General features: G+C 56.1%; 12 protein-coding genes. 9 read left to right on the forward strand and 3 right to left on the reverse strand.

The window, feature by feature from the left end; all coding sequences use genetic code 11:
* The 4 genes from SK54_RS04300 (at nucleotide 1) to tldD (ending at nucleotide 7,431) form a co-directional block, all read left to right on the forward strand.
* A complete protein-coding gene (locus tag SK54_RS04300) occupies nucleotides 1–594 on the forward strand; it encodes a Maf family protein (protein WP_003860403.1) in 594 nt (197 codons plus the stop codon).
* Nucleotides 584–2,053, forward strand: coding sequence for a ribonuclease G (gene rng, locus SK54_RS04305; RefSeq protein WP_003860405.1), 1,470 nt, complete (start codon nucleotides 584–586; stop codon nucleotides 2,051–2,053). Before SK54_RS04300 ends, rng begins: the two co-directional genes overlap by 11 nt.
* 42 nt (nucleotides 2,054–2,095) lie before the next feature.
* The gene (gene yhdP / locus SK54_RS04310) at nucleotides 2,096–5,902 is read left to right on the forward strand and encodes an AsmA2 domain-containing protein YhdP (RefSeq protein WP_048246792.1); all 3,807 of its coding nucleotides are present in this window, start codon (nucleotides 2,096–2,098) and stop codon (nucleotides 5,900–5,902) included.
* Between the two features lie 83 nt (nucleotides 5,903–5,985).
* Nucleotides 5,986–7,431 carry a metalloprotease TldD gene (gene tldD / locus SK54_RS04315; protein ID WP_017382710.1) on the forward strand — a complete coding sequence of 482 codons (1,446 nt, stop codon included), beginning with the start codon at nucleotides 5,986–5,988 and terminating at the stop codon, nucleotides 7,429–7,431.
* A 49-nt stretch (nucleotides 7,432–7,480) separates the two neighbouring features.
* On the opposite strand, the gene aaeR is transcribed toward tldD, so the two are convergent.
* The gene (aaeR, locus tag SK54_RS04320; RefSeq protein WP_003860415.1) at nucleotides 7,481–8,407 is read right to left on the reverse strand and encodes an HTH-type transcriptional activator AaeR; all 927 of its coding nucleotides are present in this window, start codon (nucleotides 8,405–8,407) and stop codon (nucleotides 7,481–7,483) included.
* A 179-nt stretch (nucleotides 8,408–8,586) separates the two neighbouring features.
* Here aaeR and aaeX point away from each other — a divergent pair, with 179 nt between their 5' ends.
* The 5 genes from aaeX to SK54_RS04345 all read left to right on the forward strand — a co-directional run bounded on the left by aaeX (nucleotide 8,587) and on the right by SK54_RS04345 (nucleotide 13,562).
* Nucleotides 8,587–8,790, forward strand: coding sequence for a p-hydroxybenzoic acid efflux pump operon protein AaeX (aaeX, locus tag SK54_RS04325; RefSeq protein ID WP_003860416.1), 204 nt, complete (start codon nucleotides 8,587–8,589; stop codon nucleotides 8,788–8,790).
* A 7-nt stretch (nucleotides 8,791–8,797) separates the two neighbouring features.
* On the forward strand, nucleotides 8,798–9,730 hold the full coding sequence (gene aaeA / locus SK54_RS04330) for a p-hydroxybenzoic acid efflux pump subunit AaeA (protein ID WP_017382713.1): 933 nt from the start codon (nucleotides 8,798–8,800) through the stop codon (nucleotides 9,728–9,730).
* Nucleotides 9,731–9,735: 5 nt separating this feature from the next.
* Nucleotides 9,736–11,703: a p-hydroxybenzoic acid efflux pump subunit AaeB gene (gene aaeB, locus SK54_RS04335; protein ID WP_048246793.1), complete on the forward strand. Its 1,968-nt coding sequence runs from the start codon at nucleotides 9,736–9,738 to the stop codon at nucleotides 11,701–11,703.
* Between the two features lie 86 nt (nucleotides 11,704–11,789).
* Nucleotides 11,790–13,244, forward strand: coding sequence for an NAD-dependent succinate-semialdehyde dehydrogenase (locus SK54_RS04340; protein WP_017382714.1), 1,455 nt, complete (start codon nucleotides 11,790–11,792; stop codon nucleotides 13,242–13,244).
* A gap of 45 nt (nucleotides 13,245–13,289) precedes the next feature.
* Nucleotides 13,290–13,562, forward strand: coding sequence for a barstar family protein (locus SK54_RS04345; protein ID WP_048246795.1), 273 nt, complete (start codon nucleotides 13,290–13,292; stop codon nucleotides 13,560–13,562).
* A 59-nt stretch (nucleotides 13,563–13,621) separates the two neighbouring features.
* On the opposite strand, the gene yhcN is transcribed toward SK54_RS04345, so the two are convergent.
* Together yhcN and argR are read right to left on the reverse strand one after the other, a co-directional pair.
* Nucleotides 13,622–13,885, reverse strand: a complete 264-nt coding sequence (gene yhcN / locus SK54_RS04350) for a peroxide/acid stress response protein YhcN (protein ID WP_006812160.1) — start codon at nucleotides 13,883–13,885, stop codon at nucleotides 13,622–13,624.
* 378 nt (nucleotides 13,886–14,263) lie between these two features.
* Nucleotides 14,264–14,734, reverse strand: a complete 471-nt coding sequence (gene argR / locus SK54_RS04355) for a transcriptional regulator ArgR (RefSeq protein ID WP_003860428.1) — start codon at nucleotides 14,732–14,734, stop codon at nucleotides 14,264–14,266.
* Between the last annotated feature and the right edge of the window lie 259 nt (nucleotides 14,735–14,993).

The raw sequence follows: 14,993 nt of genomic DNA on the forward strand, positions 1-14,993 counted from the left end.
ATGACGTCTTTGTATCTTGCCTCCGGTTCTCCGCGTCGCCAGGAACTGCTCGCGCAGTTGGGTGTCTCCTTCGAACGCATCGTTACCGGTATCGAAGAAAAACGCGCTGAGGGTGAAAGCGCTCAGCAGTATGTCTCTCGTCTGGCGCGTGAAAAAGCGCAGGCGGGCGTTGCATGCGTGCCGCGTGACTTACCGGTGCTGGGTGCGGATACCATCGTCATTCTCAATGGTGAGGTGCTTGAGAAACCTCGCGACGCAGACCATGCGGCGCGGATGCTGCGTAATATGTCCGGACAAACCCATCAGGTGATGACGGCGGTAGCGCTGGCTGATAGCCAGTACGTTCTGGATTGCCTTGTGGTAACGGAAGTGACGTTCAGAGTCCTCACCGACGAGGAGATCGCCGGCTATATCGCCAGCGGTGAACCTATGGATAAAGCAGGTGCATACGGTATTCAAGGGTTGGGTGGCTGTTTTGTCAGGAAGATAAATGGCAGCTATCACGCCGTAGTCGGCTTACCGCTGGTGGAAACGTATGAGTTGCTGAGCAATTTTAACTCACTGCGTGAGGGAAGGGATAATTATGACGGCTGAATTGTTGGTAAACGTAACGCCATCGGAAACCCGTGTGGCCTACATTGATGGTGGCATTCTCCAGGAAATTCATATTGAGCGTGAAGCGCGACGCGGAATCGTAGGCAATATCTACAAAGGTCGTGTCAGTCGTGTCCTGCCGGGTATGCAGGCGGCTTTTGTAGATATTGGGCTCGATAAGGCGGCGTTTTTACATGCCTCCGATATCATGCCGCACACCGAATGCGTGGCAGGCGAAGAGCAAAAGCAATTTGCCGTGCGCGACATCTCTGAGCTGGTGCGTCAGGGCCAGGATCTGATGGTACAGGTGGTAAAAGATCCGCTTGGCACCAAAGGCGCGCGTCTGACCACCGACATCACCCTGCCTTCACGCTATCTGGTCTTTATGCCGGGGGCGTCGCACGTCGGCGTGTCACAGCGTATTGAGAGCGAAAGCGAGCGTGAGCGCCTGAAAAAGGTGGTCAGCGCCTACTGCGACGAGCAGGGCGGGTTTATTATCCGTACCGCGGCGGAAGGGATCAGCGAAGAAGATCTGGCCTCGGATGCGGCCTATCTGAAGCGCGTCTGGACCAAAGTGATGGAGCGTAAAAAACGCAACCAGACCCGCTACAGGCTGTACGGTGAGCTGGCGCTCGCTCAGCGCGTATTACGCGATTTCGCCGACGCCCAGCTTGACCGCATCCGCGTGGACTCCCGTCTGACGTACGAAGCCTTACTGGAGTTCACCGCCGAATACATCCCGGAAATGCCGGGTCTGCTGGAGCATTACACCGGACGCCAGCCAATATTTGACCTCTATGACGTTGAAAACGAAATCCAGCGTGCGCTGGAGCGTAAGGTTGAGCTGAAATCGGGTGGCTATCTGATCATCGATCAAACCGAAGCGATGACCACCGTCGACATCAACACCGGCGCGTTTGTCGGCCATCGCAACCTCGATGACACCATCTTCAACACCAACATAGAAGCGACGCAGGCCATCGCGCGTCAGCTTCGTCTGCGTAATCTGGGCGGCATTATCATCATCGACTTTATCGATATGAACAATGAAGATCACCGCCGTCGCGTGCTGCACTCCCTGGAGCAGGCGCTGAGTAAGGACCGCGTGAAAACCAGCATCAATGGCTTCTCGCAGCTCGGTCTGGTGGAAATGACCCGGAAACGGACCCGCGAAAGCGTGGAACATGTCCTGTGTAATGAGTGTCCAACCTGCCATGGACGCGGAACGGTAAAGACGGTGGAGACGGTCTGCTACGAGATCATGCGTGAGATTGTCCGTGTCCATCATGCCTACGACTCAGACCGTTTTCTGGTCTATGCTTCCCCTGCGGTGGCGGAGGCCCTGAAAGGGGAAGAGTCGCACGCGCTGGCAGAAGTGGAAATCTTTGTCGGCAAACAGGTAAAAGTGCAAATTGAGCCGCTCTATAACCAGGAGCAGTTTGACGTCGTCATGATGTAAACGCAGTTCGCTGCGAGATTTAAGGCTGACAAGGAGAGACGCGTGAGGCGATTGCCGGGGATTTTACTGCTTACAGGGGCAATGCTGGTCGTGATTGTCGCGTTGCTCGTGAGCGGGCTGCGTCTCGCCTTGCCGCATCTGGACAGCTGGCGTCCGCAGATCCTGGCAAAAATCGAATCCGCCACCGGCCTGCCGGTGGACGTGAGTCATATCGAGGCAAGCTGGCAGAACTTTGGCCCGACGCTAGATGCCCGGGATATCAGCGCCGGCCTGAAAGATGGCGGCCACCTCAAAATCAAACGCGTCACCCTGGCGCTGGATGTCTGGCAAAGCCTGCTGCATCTGCGCTGGCAGTTTCGCGATCTCACCTTCTGGCAACTTCAGCTGATGACTAACACGCCGCTGCGAAGCGGCGACAGCGATCGGGGGCTGGAAACCAGCCGTATCAGCGATCTGTTCCTGCGGCAGTTCGATCATTTCGATCTGCGCGACAGCGAAGTGAGCTTTATTACTCTTTCCGGCCAGCGCGCTGAGCTGGCGATCCCACAGCTGACATGGTTAAACGGGAAAGATCGCCACCGCGCCGAGGGGCAGGTGAATCTCTCCAGCCTGAACGGGCAGCACGGCGTTATGCAGGTGCGGATGGATCTGCGTGACGACAATGGCTTGCTGAACAACGGCAGGGTGTGGCTACAGGCGGACGACGTGGACGTGAAGCCGTGGCTCGGTGAGTGGCTACAGCAGAACATGCAGCTGGAGACCGCGCGCTTCAGCCTGGAAGGCTGGATGACCCTGACGAACGGGACGTTCGCCAGCGGCGATATCTGGCTTAAGCAGGGGGGCGCGAGCTGGAAAGGGGAAAACCATCAGCATCAACTTTCCGTCGATAACCTCACCGCACACGTGACGCAGGATAAAGGCGGCTGGCAGTTCGCTATTCCGGATACGCGCATCTCCATGGATAACAAACCCTGGCCGCGCGGCGCGCTGACGCTGGCGTGGATGCCGGAGCAGGACGTCGGCGGGATAAACGGTAAACGCAGCGACGAGCTGCGTATCCGCGCCAGTAACCTGGATCTGACGGCGATCGAAGGGCTGCGTTCAATGGCCGCAAAACTCTCCCCGGAGCTGGGCGAAATCTGGCTGGCGACGCAGCCGAGCGGGCAGATAAACCGGCTGGCGCTGGATATTCCGCTCCAGGCTACGGAAAAGACGCGTTTTCAGGCGGCATGGAAAAATCTCGCATGGAAACAGTGGAAACTGCTGCCGGGTGCCGAGCACTTCAGCGGTAAACTGGAAGGAAGCGTGGAAAACGGCAGGCTGACGGCAGAAATGCAGGACGCGAAAATGCCGTACGAAACGGTCTTCCGTGCGCCACTGGAGATCGAAAAGGGAAATGCCACCCTCAACTGGCTGAAAAATGACAAAGGTTTTCAGCTCGATGGCCGCGATATCGATGTGAAAGCCAAAGCGGTACATGCCCGCGGTAATTTCCGTTATCTACAGCCTGAAGGCGATGAGCCGTGGTTGGGTATTCTGGCGGGCATCAGCACGGATGACGGTTCGCAGGCGTGGCGCTACTTCCCGGAAAACCTGATGGGGAAAGCGCTGGTGGACTATCTCAGCGGCGCTATTCAGGGCGGCCAGGCGGATAACGCCACGCTGGTCTACGGCGGCAACCCGCACCTGTTCCCGTATAAGCACAACGAAGGCCAGTTCCAGGTTCTGGTGCCTCTACGCAACGCCACCTATGCCTTCCAGCCGGACTGGCCGGCGCTGAAGAATCTGGATATTGAACTCAACTTCCTGAATGACGGCCTGTGGATGAAGACGGACAGCGTTGCGCTGGGCGGCGTAACGGCAAGCAACCTGACGGCAAACATCCCGGATTACTCCAAAGAGAAACTGCTGATTGATGCGGATATTAAGGGGCCAGGTAAAGCGGTTGGCCCGTACTTTGAAGATACGCCGCTGAATGACTCCCTGGCAGCCACCCTTCAGCAGTTGCAGTTAGATGGCGATGTGAATGCTCGCTTACATCTGGATATCCCGCTGGACGGTGAAATGACCACCGCCAAAGGCGACGTTCGCCTTAATAACAACAGCCTCTATATCAAGCCGCTGGACAGCACGCTGAAAAACCTCAGCGGTCAGTTCAGCTTTGTTAACGGCACGCTGAAAAGTGAGCCGCTGAAAGCGACCTGGTTCAATCAACCCGTCAATATCGATTTCTCCACCACCGAGGGCGATAAAGCCTACCAGGTGGCGGTCAATTTGGACGCGAACTGGCAGCCGTCACGCATGGATGTTCTGCCGAAGCCGATTGAGAATGCGGTGGACGGCGCGGTGTCATGGAATGGCAAGGTCGCCATCGACCTGCCTTATCATGCCGGTGCGCGCTATAACGTCGACATTACGGGCGATCTGAAAAACCTCAGCAGCCAACTTCCCGCGCCGCTGAATAAGAAAAGCGGTGAAGCATTGCCCGTCAACGTTAAGGTTGCGGGCAACCTTAACAGCTTCGATTTAACCGGAAACGCTGGTGGAACAAACCACTTCAACAGCCGCTGGCTGCTTAACCGCAAGCTGACGCTGGACAGAGCGATCTGGACGACGGACAGCCGTACCACGCCGCCGCTGCCGGAGCAGGCGGGCGTTGAACTGAATCTCCCGCCGATGGATGGCGCAGAGTGGCTGGCACTGTTCCAGAAAGGTGTCGGGCAAAACGTCGACCAAACGGCGCAGTTCCCACAGTCCATTACCTTGCGCACGCCTGCGCTGACGCTGGGCGGGCAGCAGTGGAACAACCTGAGTATTGTCTCCCGGCCGACGGTAAACGGCTCAAAGGTCGAGGCGCAGGGGCGTGAGATCAACGGTTCGTTGACCATGCGCGATCACGCGCCATGGCAGGCGGCTATCCGTTATCTCTATTACAATCCGACCTTTACGGCGTCTAAAGCAGAGTCGACAAGCGCTTCTCCTGTCAGTGGCAGTGGGACGTCGCGCGTGGATTTCAGCGGCTGGCCCGATCTCCAGTTGCGCTGTGCGGAGTGCTGGCTGTGGGGGCAAAAATATGGCCGTATCGACGGTGATTTTGCTATTCAGGGCAATACGCTGAGCCTCTCTGGTGGGCTGGTGGATACCGGCTTTGGCCGCATGACTGCCGCTGGCGAATGGGTGAACAAACCGGGTGAACAGCGCACCTCGCTGAAAGGCGATATTAAAGGCAACAAGCTGGACGCCGCAGCTAACTTCTTCGGCATTAGCACGCCGCTTCGCGGATCGTCCTTCGATGTGAATTACGATCTGCACTGGCGTGCAGCGCCATGGACACCCGATGAAGCTTCGCTTAACGGCATCCTGAAAACCCACTTCGGTAAGGGGGAGATTGCCGATGTGAGCACGGGGCGCGCCGGGCAGATCCTGCGTCTGCTGAGTTTTGACGCGCTGCTGCGCAAGCTGCGCTTCGACTTTAGCGACACCTTCAGCGAAGGTTTCTACTACGATTCCATTCGCAGCACGGCGTGGATCAAAGACGGCGTTCTGCACACCGACGACACGCTGGTGGACGGCCTGGAAGCGGATATCGCGATGAAAGGGTCAGTGGATCTCGTGCGCCGCGAGCTGGATATGGAAGCCGTGGTGGCGCCGGAGATTTCCGCAAGCGTGGGCGTTGCGGCAGCCTTTGTGGTCAATCCGATCGTCGGAGCGGCGGTGTTTGCGGCCAGTAAAGTGCTGGGACCGCTCTGGAGCAAAGTCTCGATTCTGCGCTATCGCATTACCGGGCCGGTTGATAAACCACAGATTAATGAGGTGCTGCGCCAGCCGCGCAAAGAAGCACAGCAATGATTTGACGTGGGCAGGTAATTGCCTCACTCTCAATAAATACGATCTTTATACCGCCACTGGCGGCAACGAACGAGTAGCAATAGATGAGTCTGAACCTGGTAAGTGAACATTTGCTCGCAGCGAACGGCCTGAGCCATCAGGACCTGTTCTCCATTCTTGGTCAACTGACCGAACGCCGCCTCGACTACGGCGATCTCTATTTCCAGTCGAGCTATCACGAATCCTGGGTTTTAGAAGACAGCATCATTAAAGATGGCTCTTATAACATTGACCAGGGCGTCGGCGTGCGCGCCGTCAGCGGCGAAAAAACCGGTTTTGCCTATGCAGACCAGATAAGCCTGGCCGCGCTGGAGCAGAGCGCGCAGGCGGCGCGAACCATTGTGCGCGATACGGGCGACGGACGGGTGAAAACGCTGGGTGAAGTGCAGCACGCTGCGCTCTATACCAGCATCGACCCGCTGCAAAGCATGAGCCGCGAAGAGAAGCTGGACATCCTGCGTCGCGTGGACAAAGTGGCTCGCGCGGCGGATAAACGCGTGCAGGAAGTCTCTGCCAGCCTGACCGGTGTTTATGAACTGATCCTGGTGGCGGCGACGGACGGTACCCTGGCGGCGGATGTTCGCCCGCTGGTGCGTCTCTCTATCAGCGTGCAGGTTGAAGACGACGGTAAGCGCGAGCGCGGCTCCAGCGGTGGCGGCGGTCGTTTTGGTTATGACTGGTTCCTGGGCGATGTCGACGGCGAAGCCCGCGCGGATGCATGGGCAAAAGAAGCCGTGCGCATGGCGCTGGTCAACCTGTCTGCCGTGGCTGCACCCGCCGGTACGTTGCCGGTGGTACTGGGTGCAGGCTGGCCGGGAGTGCTGCTGCACGAAGCGGTCGGTCACGGCCTGGAAGGTGATTTCAACCGTCGCGGGACGTCCGTATTCAGCGGTCAGATGGGGCAGCTTGTCTCCTCAGAGCTGTGTACCGTGGTGGATGATGGCACCATGCTCGACCGTCGCGGCTCGATTTCTATCGACGATGAAGGTACGCCGGGTCAGTACAACGTGCTGATCGAAAACGGCGTACTGAAAGGCTACATGCAGGACAAGCTTAACGCGCGCCTGATGGGCGTTGCGCCGACGGGTAACGGCCGTCGTGAATCCTACGCACATCTGCCGATGCCGCGCATGACCAATACTTACATGCTGCCGGGCCAGTCCACGCCGCAGGAGATTATCGAATCCGTTGATTACGGTATCTTTGCGCCAAACTTTGGCGGCGGTCAGGTGGATATCACCTCCGGCAAATTTGTCTTCTCTACCTCAGAGGCGTATCTGATTGAGAAGGGCAAAGTGACCAAAGCGGTGAAGGGCGCAACCCTGATTGGCTCCGGCATTGAGGCCATGCAGCAGATTTCCATGGTCGGTAACGACCTGAAACTGGATAACGGCGTGGGCGTTTGCGGCAAAGAGGGCCAGAGCCTGCCTGTGGGCGTCGGTCAGCCTACGTTGAAAGTTGATAATCTGACGGTGGGCGGCACGGCGTAAATTTTCCCCCGCACTCTAACCCTCTCCCCAACGGGGAGAGGGGAAAAGCCTACTCTTTCCTTCTGCCTCGCATGCCCTGAAACAGCTCCGCCACTTCCACAAAATAGTCCGTCAGATAGTTAATACAGACCTGCACCTTCAGCGGCAGCTTGTCCTTTTCGGTATAGAGCGCGTACACCGGACGCGGATCGGACTGGTAGCGCGGGAAGAGGATCTCCAGCACGCCGCTGTTGATCTCGTTGATCACCCACATCAGCGGTACGTAGGCGATCCCGGCCCCGGCCACCAGCCAGCGTGAGATGGTCATCGGATCGTTGGTCACGAAGCGGCCTTCAGGCAGCAGTTTAGTGGAAAGCCCTTCCGGCGCGATCAGTTCAAATTCGTTATCTGGCCGAACGCTGTATTCCAGCCACGAGTGGTTGCTCAGGTCGGCAGGTTTTTCCGGCACGCCATACTGTGCCAGATAGCTTTTCGACGCGCAGACCACCATCGGCATGCTGCCCAGTCGACGCGAGAACAGGCTCGAGTCCTGCAACGCGCCAACGCGGATCACCACGTCTAACCCATCGGCAATCAGGTCCGGTGCCGGAATGCCCGTTACCAGATTAACGGTTAAACCGGGATACTCTTTAAGCATTTCCGCCGTCATGGCAGCGAGAACATTTTGTGCCATAGTTGAAGAACACCCGATACGCAGCGTGCCGATAGGCGTGTTGTTAAAGGCATAGAGCTGCTCGTGAACGTCCTGCACCTCATGCAGCATTCGACGGCAGCCCTGATAGTAAATTTTACCCGCTTCCGTCAGCCCGATGCTGCGGGTGCTGCGGTTGAGTAGTTTCACCTGGAGCTCATCTTCCAGTTTTGACACTGTCTGGCTAATGGATGAGACGCTCATTTGTAGCTGACGTGCTGCGGCGGTAAAAGAGCCTTGCTCAACCACTTTCGCAAAGACGGACATGCGTTTTAGACGTTCCATTATTCACTCTGGCTTAAAAGTGATTTAGATCACATATGATAGATAACAGCATAACAGTTACGTTAATATATTATTAATTACATAACGGCTGCGCCACTCTCGCCCGGCAATTCTTGCTCTCCTGCGGCGGCGCGAGCTTAAAAATCCAGTAACCTGCACTCTCTTTAATCAAGGTCAACATGAGTCTGTTTCCCGTTATCGTGGTGTTCGGTTTGTCGTTCCCACCGATATTTTTCGAGCTTCTTTTATCACTGGCGATCTTCTGGCTGGTGCGCAAGGTGCTGGTCCCTACCGGGATTTATGATTTCGTCTGGCATCCTGCATTGTTCAATACCGCGCTGTATTGCTGCCTGTTCTATTTAATATCGCGCATGTTTGTCTGAGGTTGATGTGAAAACGCTAACAAGAAAAATCTCCCGCACTGCCATCACTATGGCGCTGGTCATCCTGGCGTTCATCGCTATTTTTCGCGCCTGGGTTTATTACACCGAATCCCCGTGGACGCGCGATGCGCGTTTCAGCGCGGAGGTGGTCGCGATAGCGCCCGATGTCGCCGGTCTCATTACGGCGGTCAACGTCCACGATAACCAACTGGTGAAAAAAGATCAGGTGCTGTTCACCATCGACCAGCCGCGCTATCAAAAAGCGCTGGAAGAAGCGGAAGCCGACGTGGCGTATTACAACGCGCTGGCCGCTGAAAAACGCCGTGAAGCAGGTCGCCGTAACAAGCTGGGCATCCAGGCCATGTCCCGGGAAGAGATTGATCAGTCCAATAACGTGCTGCAAACCGTGCTGCATCAGCTGGCAAAAGCGCAGGCGACGCGCGATCTGGCGAAGCTCGATCTGGAGCGTACCGTTATCCGCGCCCCGTCCGATGGCTGGGTGACCAACCTCAACGTCTATGCGGGTGAGTTTATCACGCGCGGCTCTACTGCCGTGGCGCTGGTGAAACAGAACTCCTTCTACGTCCTCGCCTATATGGAAGAGACCAAGCTGGAAGGCGTGCGTCCGGGCTATCGCGCCGAAATCACGCCGCTCGGCAGCAACCGGGTCCTGAAGGGAACCGTGGACAGCGTGGCCGCGGGGGTGACCAACTCCAGCAGTACCAATGATACAAAAGGGATGGCGACCGTCGATTCTAACCTCGAGTGGGTTCGCCTGGCGCAGCGCGTACCGGTACGCATTCGTCTGGATGAGCAGCAGAGCAACCTCTGGCCCGCAGGCACCACCGCGACGGTGGTGATCACGGGTGAAAAAGACCGTGATGCCAGCCAGGATTCTATCTTCCGTCAAATCGCCCATCGCCTGCGCGAGTTTGGTTGATCGCTATGGGCATTTTTTCCATCGCCAGCCAGCACATCCGCTTCGCCGTGAAGCTGGCATGCGCCATTGTGCTGGCGCTGTTTGTTGGCTTCCATTTCCAGCTTGAAACGCCGCGCTGGGCCGTTCTGACCGCCGCGATCGTCGCCGCCGGTCCAGCCTTCGCGGCGGGTGGCGAACCTTACTCCGGGGCAATTCGCTATCGCGGGATGCTGCGTATTATCGGCACCTTTATCGGCTGTATCGCCGCCCTGACCATTATCATCCTGATGATCCGCACGCCGCTGCTGATGCTGATTGTGTGCTGTATCTGGGCGGGTTTTTGCACCTGGGTCTCTTCGCTGGTGAAGGTGGAGAACTCGTACGCCTGGGGTCTGGCGGGGTATACCGCGCTGATTATTATCATCACCATTCAGAGTGAACCGCTGCTTGCTCCGCAGTTCGCCGTGGAACGTTGTAGCGAGATTGTCATTGGTATCGTCTGCGCGATTGTCGCAGATCTGCTCTTCTCTCCGCGATCCATCAAGCAGGAAGTCGATCGTGAGCTGGACGCGCTGATTGTTGCTCAGTACCAGCTTATGCAGCTGTGCATTAAGCACGGCGACAGCGAAGAGGTCGACAAGGCCTGGAGCGCGCTGGTGCGCCGCACGCAGGCGCTGGAAGGGATGCGCAGTAATCTCAACATGGAGTCTTCCCGCTGGGAGCGGGCCAATCGTCGTCTGAAAGCGATCAATACCGTCTCGTTAACGCTGATCACCCAGGCGTGTGAAACCTACCTGATTCAGAACACCCGCCCCGAAGTGGTAACGGATACTTTCCGCGAACTGTTTGATGAGCCCGTGGAGACGGTGCAGGACGTGCATCGACAGCTTAAACGCATGCGTCGTGTGATTGCCTGGACAGGAGAACGGGATACGCCAGTCACCATTTATACCTGGGTTGGCGCCGCAACGCGCTACCTGCTCCTGAAACGCGGCGTGATTAGCAACACCAAAATCAGTGCGGCGGAAGAAGAGGTATTGCAGGGCGAAGTGGTGATCAAACCGGAGTCCGCCGAGCGCCACCATGCGATGGTTAATTTCTGGCGTACCACCCTGGCCTGTATACTCGGCACGCTGTTCTGGCTGTGGACCGGCTGGACGTCCGGCAGCGGCGCGATGGTGATGATTGCCGTCGTCACCGCGCTGGCGATGCGTCTGCCCAACCCGCGCATGGTCGCGATCGATTTTCTGTACGGCACCTTTGCGGCGTTACCCATTGGCGCGCTCTACTTCCTGGTGATTATCCCCTCGACGCAGCAAAGCATGCTTTTGCTCTGCATCAGCCTGGCGGTGATGGCGTTCTTTATCGGGATTGAGGTACAAAAACGCCGTCTGGGATCGTTGGGTGCGCTGGCGAGCACGATTAACATCATCGTGCTGGATAACCCGATGACCTTCCATTTCAGCCAGTTCCTGGATAGCGCATTAGGTCAGCTGGTGGGCTGTTTCCTGGCGATGATGGTGATCCTGCTGGTGCGGGATAACTCTCAGGCGCGGACAGGGCGTGTGCTGCTGAATCAGTTTGTGTCGGCCGCCGTATCGTCATTGACTACCAACACCGCGCGGCGCAAGGAGAACCACCTGCCGGCGCTCTATCAGCAGCTGTTCCTGTTGCTGAATAAATTCCCGGGCGATGTCGCCCGCTTCCGCCTGGCGTTAACCATGATTATCGCGCACCAGCGTCTGCGGAACGCGCCAGTGCCGATCAACGATGATTTGTCCGCCTACCACCGCCAGCTACGGCGAACGGCGGACCATGTGATATCGGCATCGAGTGATGACAAACGTCGCCGCTACTTTAAGCAACTGCTGGAGGAACTGGATATCTACCAGGAGAAACTGCGGATCTGGGAAGCGCCGCCGCAGGTTACCGAGCCGGTAGAGCGGCTGGTGTTTATGCTGCACCGCTACCAAAATGCGCTGACAGACAGCTAATGAAGAGAAAACCGACGCCAAAAGCGTCGGTTTTTTTGTGGCTATACTTATTCTTGCAGGTTCAAACATTCAGGAAGGGAGGACACATGACAACCCAGGCTCTTCAGGACAGTATCCTTTTTCAGACCGGGTATCTGGTTAACGGTATCTGGAAAACACTCGACACCACGTTTGATGTGCTAAACCCGGCCACGGGTGAGGTGGTCGCGAAAGTGGCGAAAGCAGGGAAAGCCGAAACCGAAGAGGCCATTGCGGCCGCGACGAAGGCCTTTCCCGCATGGCGCGCAAAAACGGCAAAAGAGCGCTCCACGATCCTCTATCGCTGGTATGAACTGATTATCGAGAACAAAAGCTGGCTCGGGCGGCTGATGACTACCGAGCAGGGCAAGCCGCTGAAAGAGGCTGAAGGTGAGGTGGACTACGCTGCCAGCTTCATTCAGTGGTTTGCGGAGCAGGCTAAGCGCGCCAACGGTGAAATCATTCCTCCGGTTAAACCCGGCTCCCGTATTCTGGCCACTCGTGAACCTGTCGGGGTGGTTGCTGCTATCACGCCATGGAATTTCCCGATGGCCATGCTCACCCGTAAGCTCGGCCCGGCGCTGGCAGCAGGATGTACCGGCGTCATCAAGCCTGCAAACAACACGCCGCTGAGCGCCTTTGCGCTGCTGACGCTGGCGAAGCAGGCCGGTGTGCCGGATGGTGTGCTGAATGCGGTCGCGGGGAGCACCTCAGAAATTAGTGACGCCATTATGGCCAGCCATGACGTGCGCAAAATCTCGTTTACCGGATCAACCGCCGTCGGGAAAACGCTGGTTCGCAATTCCGCAGAGACCATGAAAAAGGTATCGATGGAGCTGGGCGGTAATGCGCCATATATCGTTTTCGAGGACGCGGATATTGAGGCCGCCGTCAAAGGCGCGATTGCCAATAAGTTCCGTAACGCCGGGCAGGTCTGCGTCAGCGTAAACCGTTTCTATATTCAGGAGACGGTCTATGACAAGTTTGTCAATCAACTTGCCGATGCGGTGAAGGCGCTGAAGGTGGGTAACGGTCTGGACGAGGGCGTCGTTGTCGGCCCGCTGATTGAGCCTTCGGCTGTCGAAAAAGTCCGTGAGCACGTCGAAGATGCGGTAGCGAAGGGCGCCACGGTGCTGGCTGGGGGTAAACCGCACGAACTTGGCGGCAACTTCTGGATGCCAACCGTACTCGGTGACTGCCATGAAGGCATGAAGCTGGCAGAAGAGGAGACCTTTGGTCCCGTTGCCGCCTGCTTCCGCTTCACCTCGGAAGACGAAGTGGTTATGCGCGCTAACAATACGCCTTACGGGCTGGCAGCCTACTTTTATACCCAGAATCTTTCGCGCGTGTTCCGCGTCTCACAGGCCATTGAGAGCGGCATGATCGGAATTAACGAATGTGCGGTCTCGACCGAGCTGGGTCCGTTTGGGGGCGTAAAAGAGTCCGGGCTGGGCCGCGAAGGGTCCGTGCTGGGGCTGGAGGAGTTTCTGGAAGTCAAAACCCTGCATATCGGGGGATTATAATAGACAGGGCGGCATTTGCCGCCCGCCTGTACCGGGTGGCTGGCAATGAAAATTTATACCTTTGATTTTGACGAAATTGAGAGTCAGGAAGACTTCTATCGCGAGTTTATTCGGGCGTTCGACCTGGAGCGGGGCAGCGTAAGCAATCTTGATATGCTGTGGGATGTGGTTACCGGCAATCATCTGCCGTTACCGCTGGAAATCGAATTTACCCATCTGCCTGAAAAACTGCGCAGACGCTTTGGCGCATTGATTTTACTGTTTGATGAAGCGGAGGAGGAGCTGGAAGGGCAACTGCGTTTCAACGTGCGCCAGTGATAAAAAAGCCCCTGACCGGGAGGTCAGGGGCAAGTCGTATGATGAGATACGACGAGGGTTTATTTGTACAGTTCTGCGGTAGCGTGCCAGTGGTCGCCACTGCGCGCTTCGATGATGCGATAGGATGACGCACCCTGTTCTTCCGCTTTTTTGTTCAGCATTTCGTGCATGTCCATCGGAGACGTACCGATGGCGCCAACAGAAACAGTCCCGATAGCCTGACGGGATTGTGCCTGTTCAGCATTGATGGTGTCGGCTGCAAACGCACCGAATGACAGGACTGACAGTACGCTCAGGGCAGCTACAGTGGTTTTAATTTTCATGATTATTTACCTCGTCAATTATTTTACTGGGGTCTTTGTTCTGTGACCCTCATCACAAAATCAAGTATACACTAATCACGTAAAAAATTAATACCAGACTAATGGTTTCGTCTGTTATTACGCGTTAAAAAATTCATTTTTTATAACGAGAATGCATAAAAAAGGGCGTCACAATGCGAGGTTTGTGGTTTTTTCTTATTTAAATCAAAGGGGTATGTTAATTTGATTTTTTGTGCGATTTTGCGGCAGATCATTCACTGAATGAATGTTAACAGGCGGTAAAAAGCACTATTTGCAAAAGTAGCAGGCAGAGAAAAGCAGGGTAAAACGCGGTAAAAGCAGAATGATCCCCGCAGCCAGGCGCTACGGGGCAGACAATTACAGCTCCTGTTCGAACAGGACCAGAATCGCTTCGTAGAGGTCTTTCACCGAGAAACCATTTGCCGGGGTGGTAAAAATGGTGTCATCGCCGGCGATGGTCCCGAGGATCCCCTCTGCTTTACCCAGCGAGTCCAGCAGGCGGGCAATCAGCTGGGCTGCGCCCGGGCTGGTGTGGATCACGACCACGGCATCGTTATAGTCGATGTCCAGAACCAGGTTTTTCAGCGGGCTGGAGGTCGTTGGCACGCCAAGTTCAGCAGGCAGGCAATAAACCATTTCCATTTTGGCGTTGCGCGTACGCACCGCACCAAACTTGGTTAACATGCGAGAGACCTTCGACTGGTTGATGTTGTCGAAGCCTTGTTCCTGCAACGCCTGAACAATTTCTCCCTGAGAACTGAATTTCTCTTCTTTGAGTAGCGCTTTAAACGCCTTCACTAATTCTTCTTGCTTAGACGAGCTTCGCATAAGTCACCCGGAATATGACGATAGAAACAACATTATTATGCATGTGGATGAATTTTTATGCAAATTATCTACCTGGCGCCAGGCTGAAATAATGTTATGAAAGGGAGAGATTTTATCAGATTTCGTTATCGGAAAACATGCCTGGGTCACGCCGCGCAAATAAGCTTAAAAGTAAATTAAATGTTATCAAAATGATGTTGTTTTGGTGGCGTGGCAGGGTGTATTGTAACCCCCTCTTAATTCGTTGTTGCCTGCATCC

This window comes from Enterobacter sp. MGH120 (genome assembly GCF_001037725.1).
Taxonomy (GTDB): domain Bacteria; phylum Pseudomonadota; class Gammaproteobacteria; order Enterobacterales; family Enterobacteriaceae; genus Enterobacter; species Enterobacter hormaechei_C.

Excerpts from the sequence above, each read along its gene's own strand:
- SK54_RS04300 (WP_003860403.1), top strand. The coding sequence starts at position 1 with ATGACGTCTTTGTATCTTGCCTCCGGTTCTCCGCGTCGCCAGGAACTG.
- rng (WP_003860405.1), top strand. The coding sequence starts at position 584 with ATGACGGCTGAATTGTTGGTAAACGTAACGCCATCGGAAACCCGTGTG.
- tldD (WP_017382710.1), top strand. The coding sequence starts at position 5,986 with ATGAGTCTGAACCTGGTAAGTGAACATTTGCTCGCAGCGAACGGCCTG.
- aaeR (WP_003860415.1), bottom strand. The coding sequence starts at position 8,407 with ATGGAACGTCTAAAACGCATGTCCGTCTTTGCGAAAGTGGTTGAGCAA.
- aaeX (WP_003860416.1), top strand. The coding sequence starts at position 8,587 with ATGAGTCTGTTTCCCGTTATCGTGGTGTTCGGTTTGTCGTTCCCACCG.
- aaeB (WP_048246793.1), top strand. The coding sequence starts at position 9,736 with ATGGGCATTTTTTCCATCGCCAGCCAGCACATCCGCTTCGCCGTGAAG.
- SK54_RS04340 (WP_017382714.1), top strand. The coding sequence starts at position 11,790 with ATGACAACCCAGGCTCTTCAGGACAGTATCCTTTTTCAGACCGGGTAT.
- SK54_RS04345 (WP_048246795.1), top strand. The coding sequence starts at position 13,290 with ATGAAAATTTATACCTTTGATTTTGACGAAATTGAGAGTCAGGAAGAC.
- yhcN (WP_006812160.1), bottom strand. The coding sequence starts at position 13,885 with ATGAAAATTAAAACCACTGTAGCTGCCCTGAGCGTACTGTCAGTCCTG.
- argR (WP_003860428.1), bottom strand. The coding sequence starts at position 14,734 with ATGCGAAGCTCGTCTAAGCAAGAAGAATTAGTGAAGGCGTTTAAAGCG.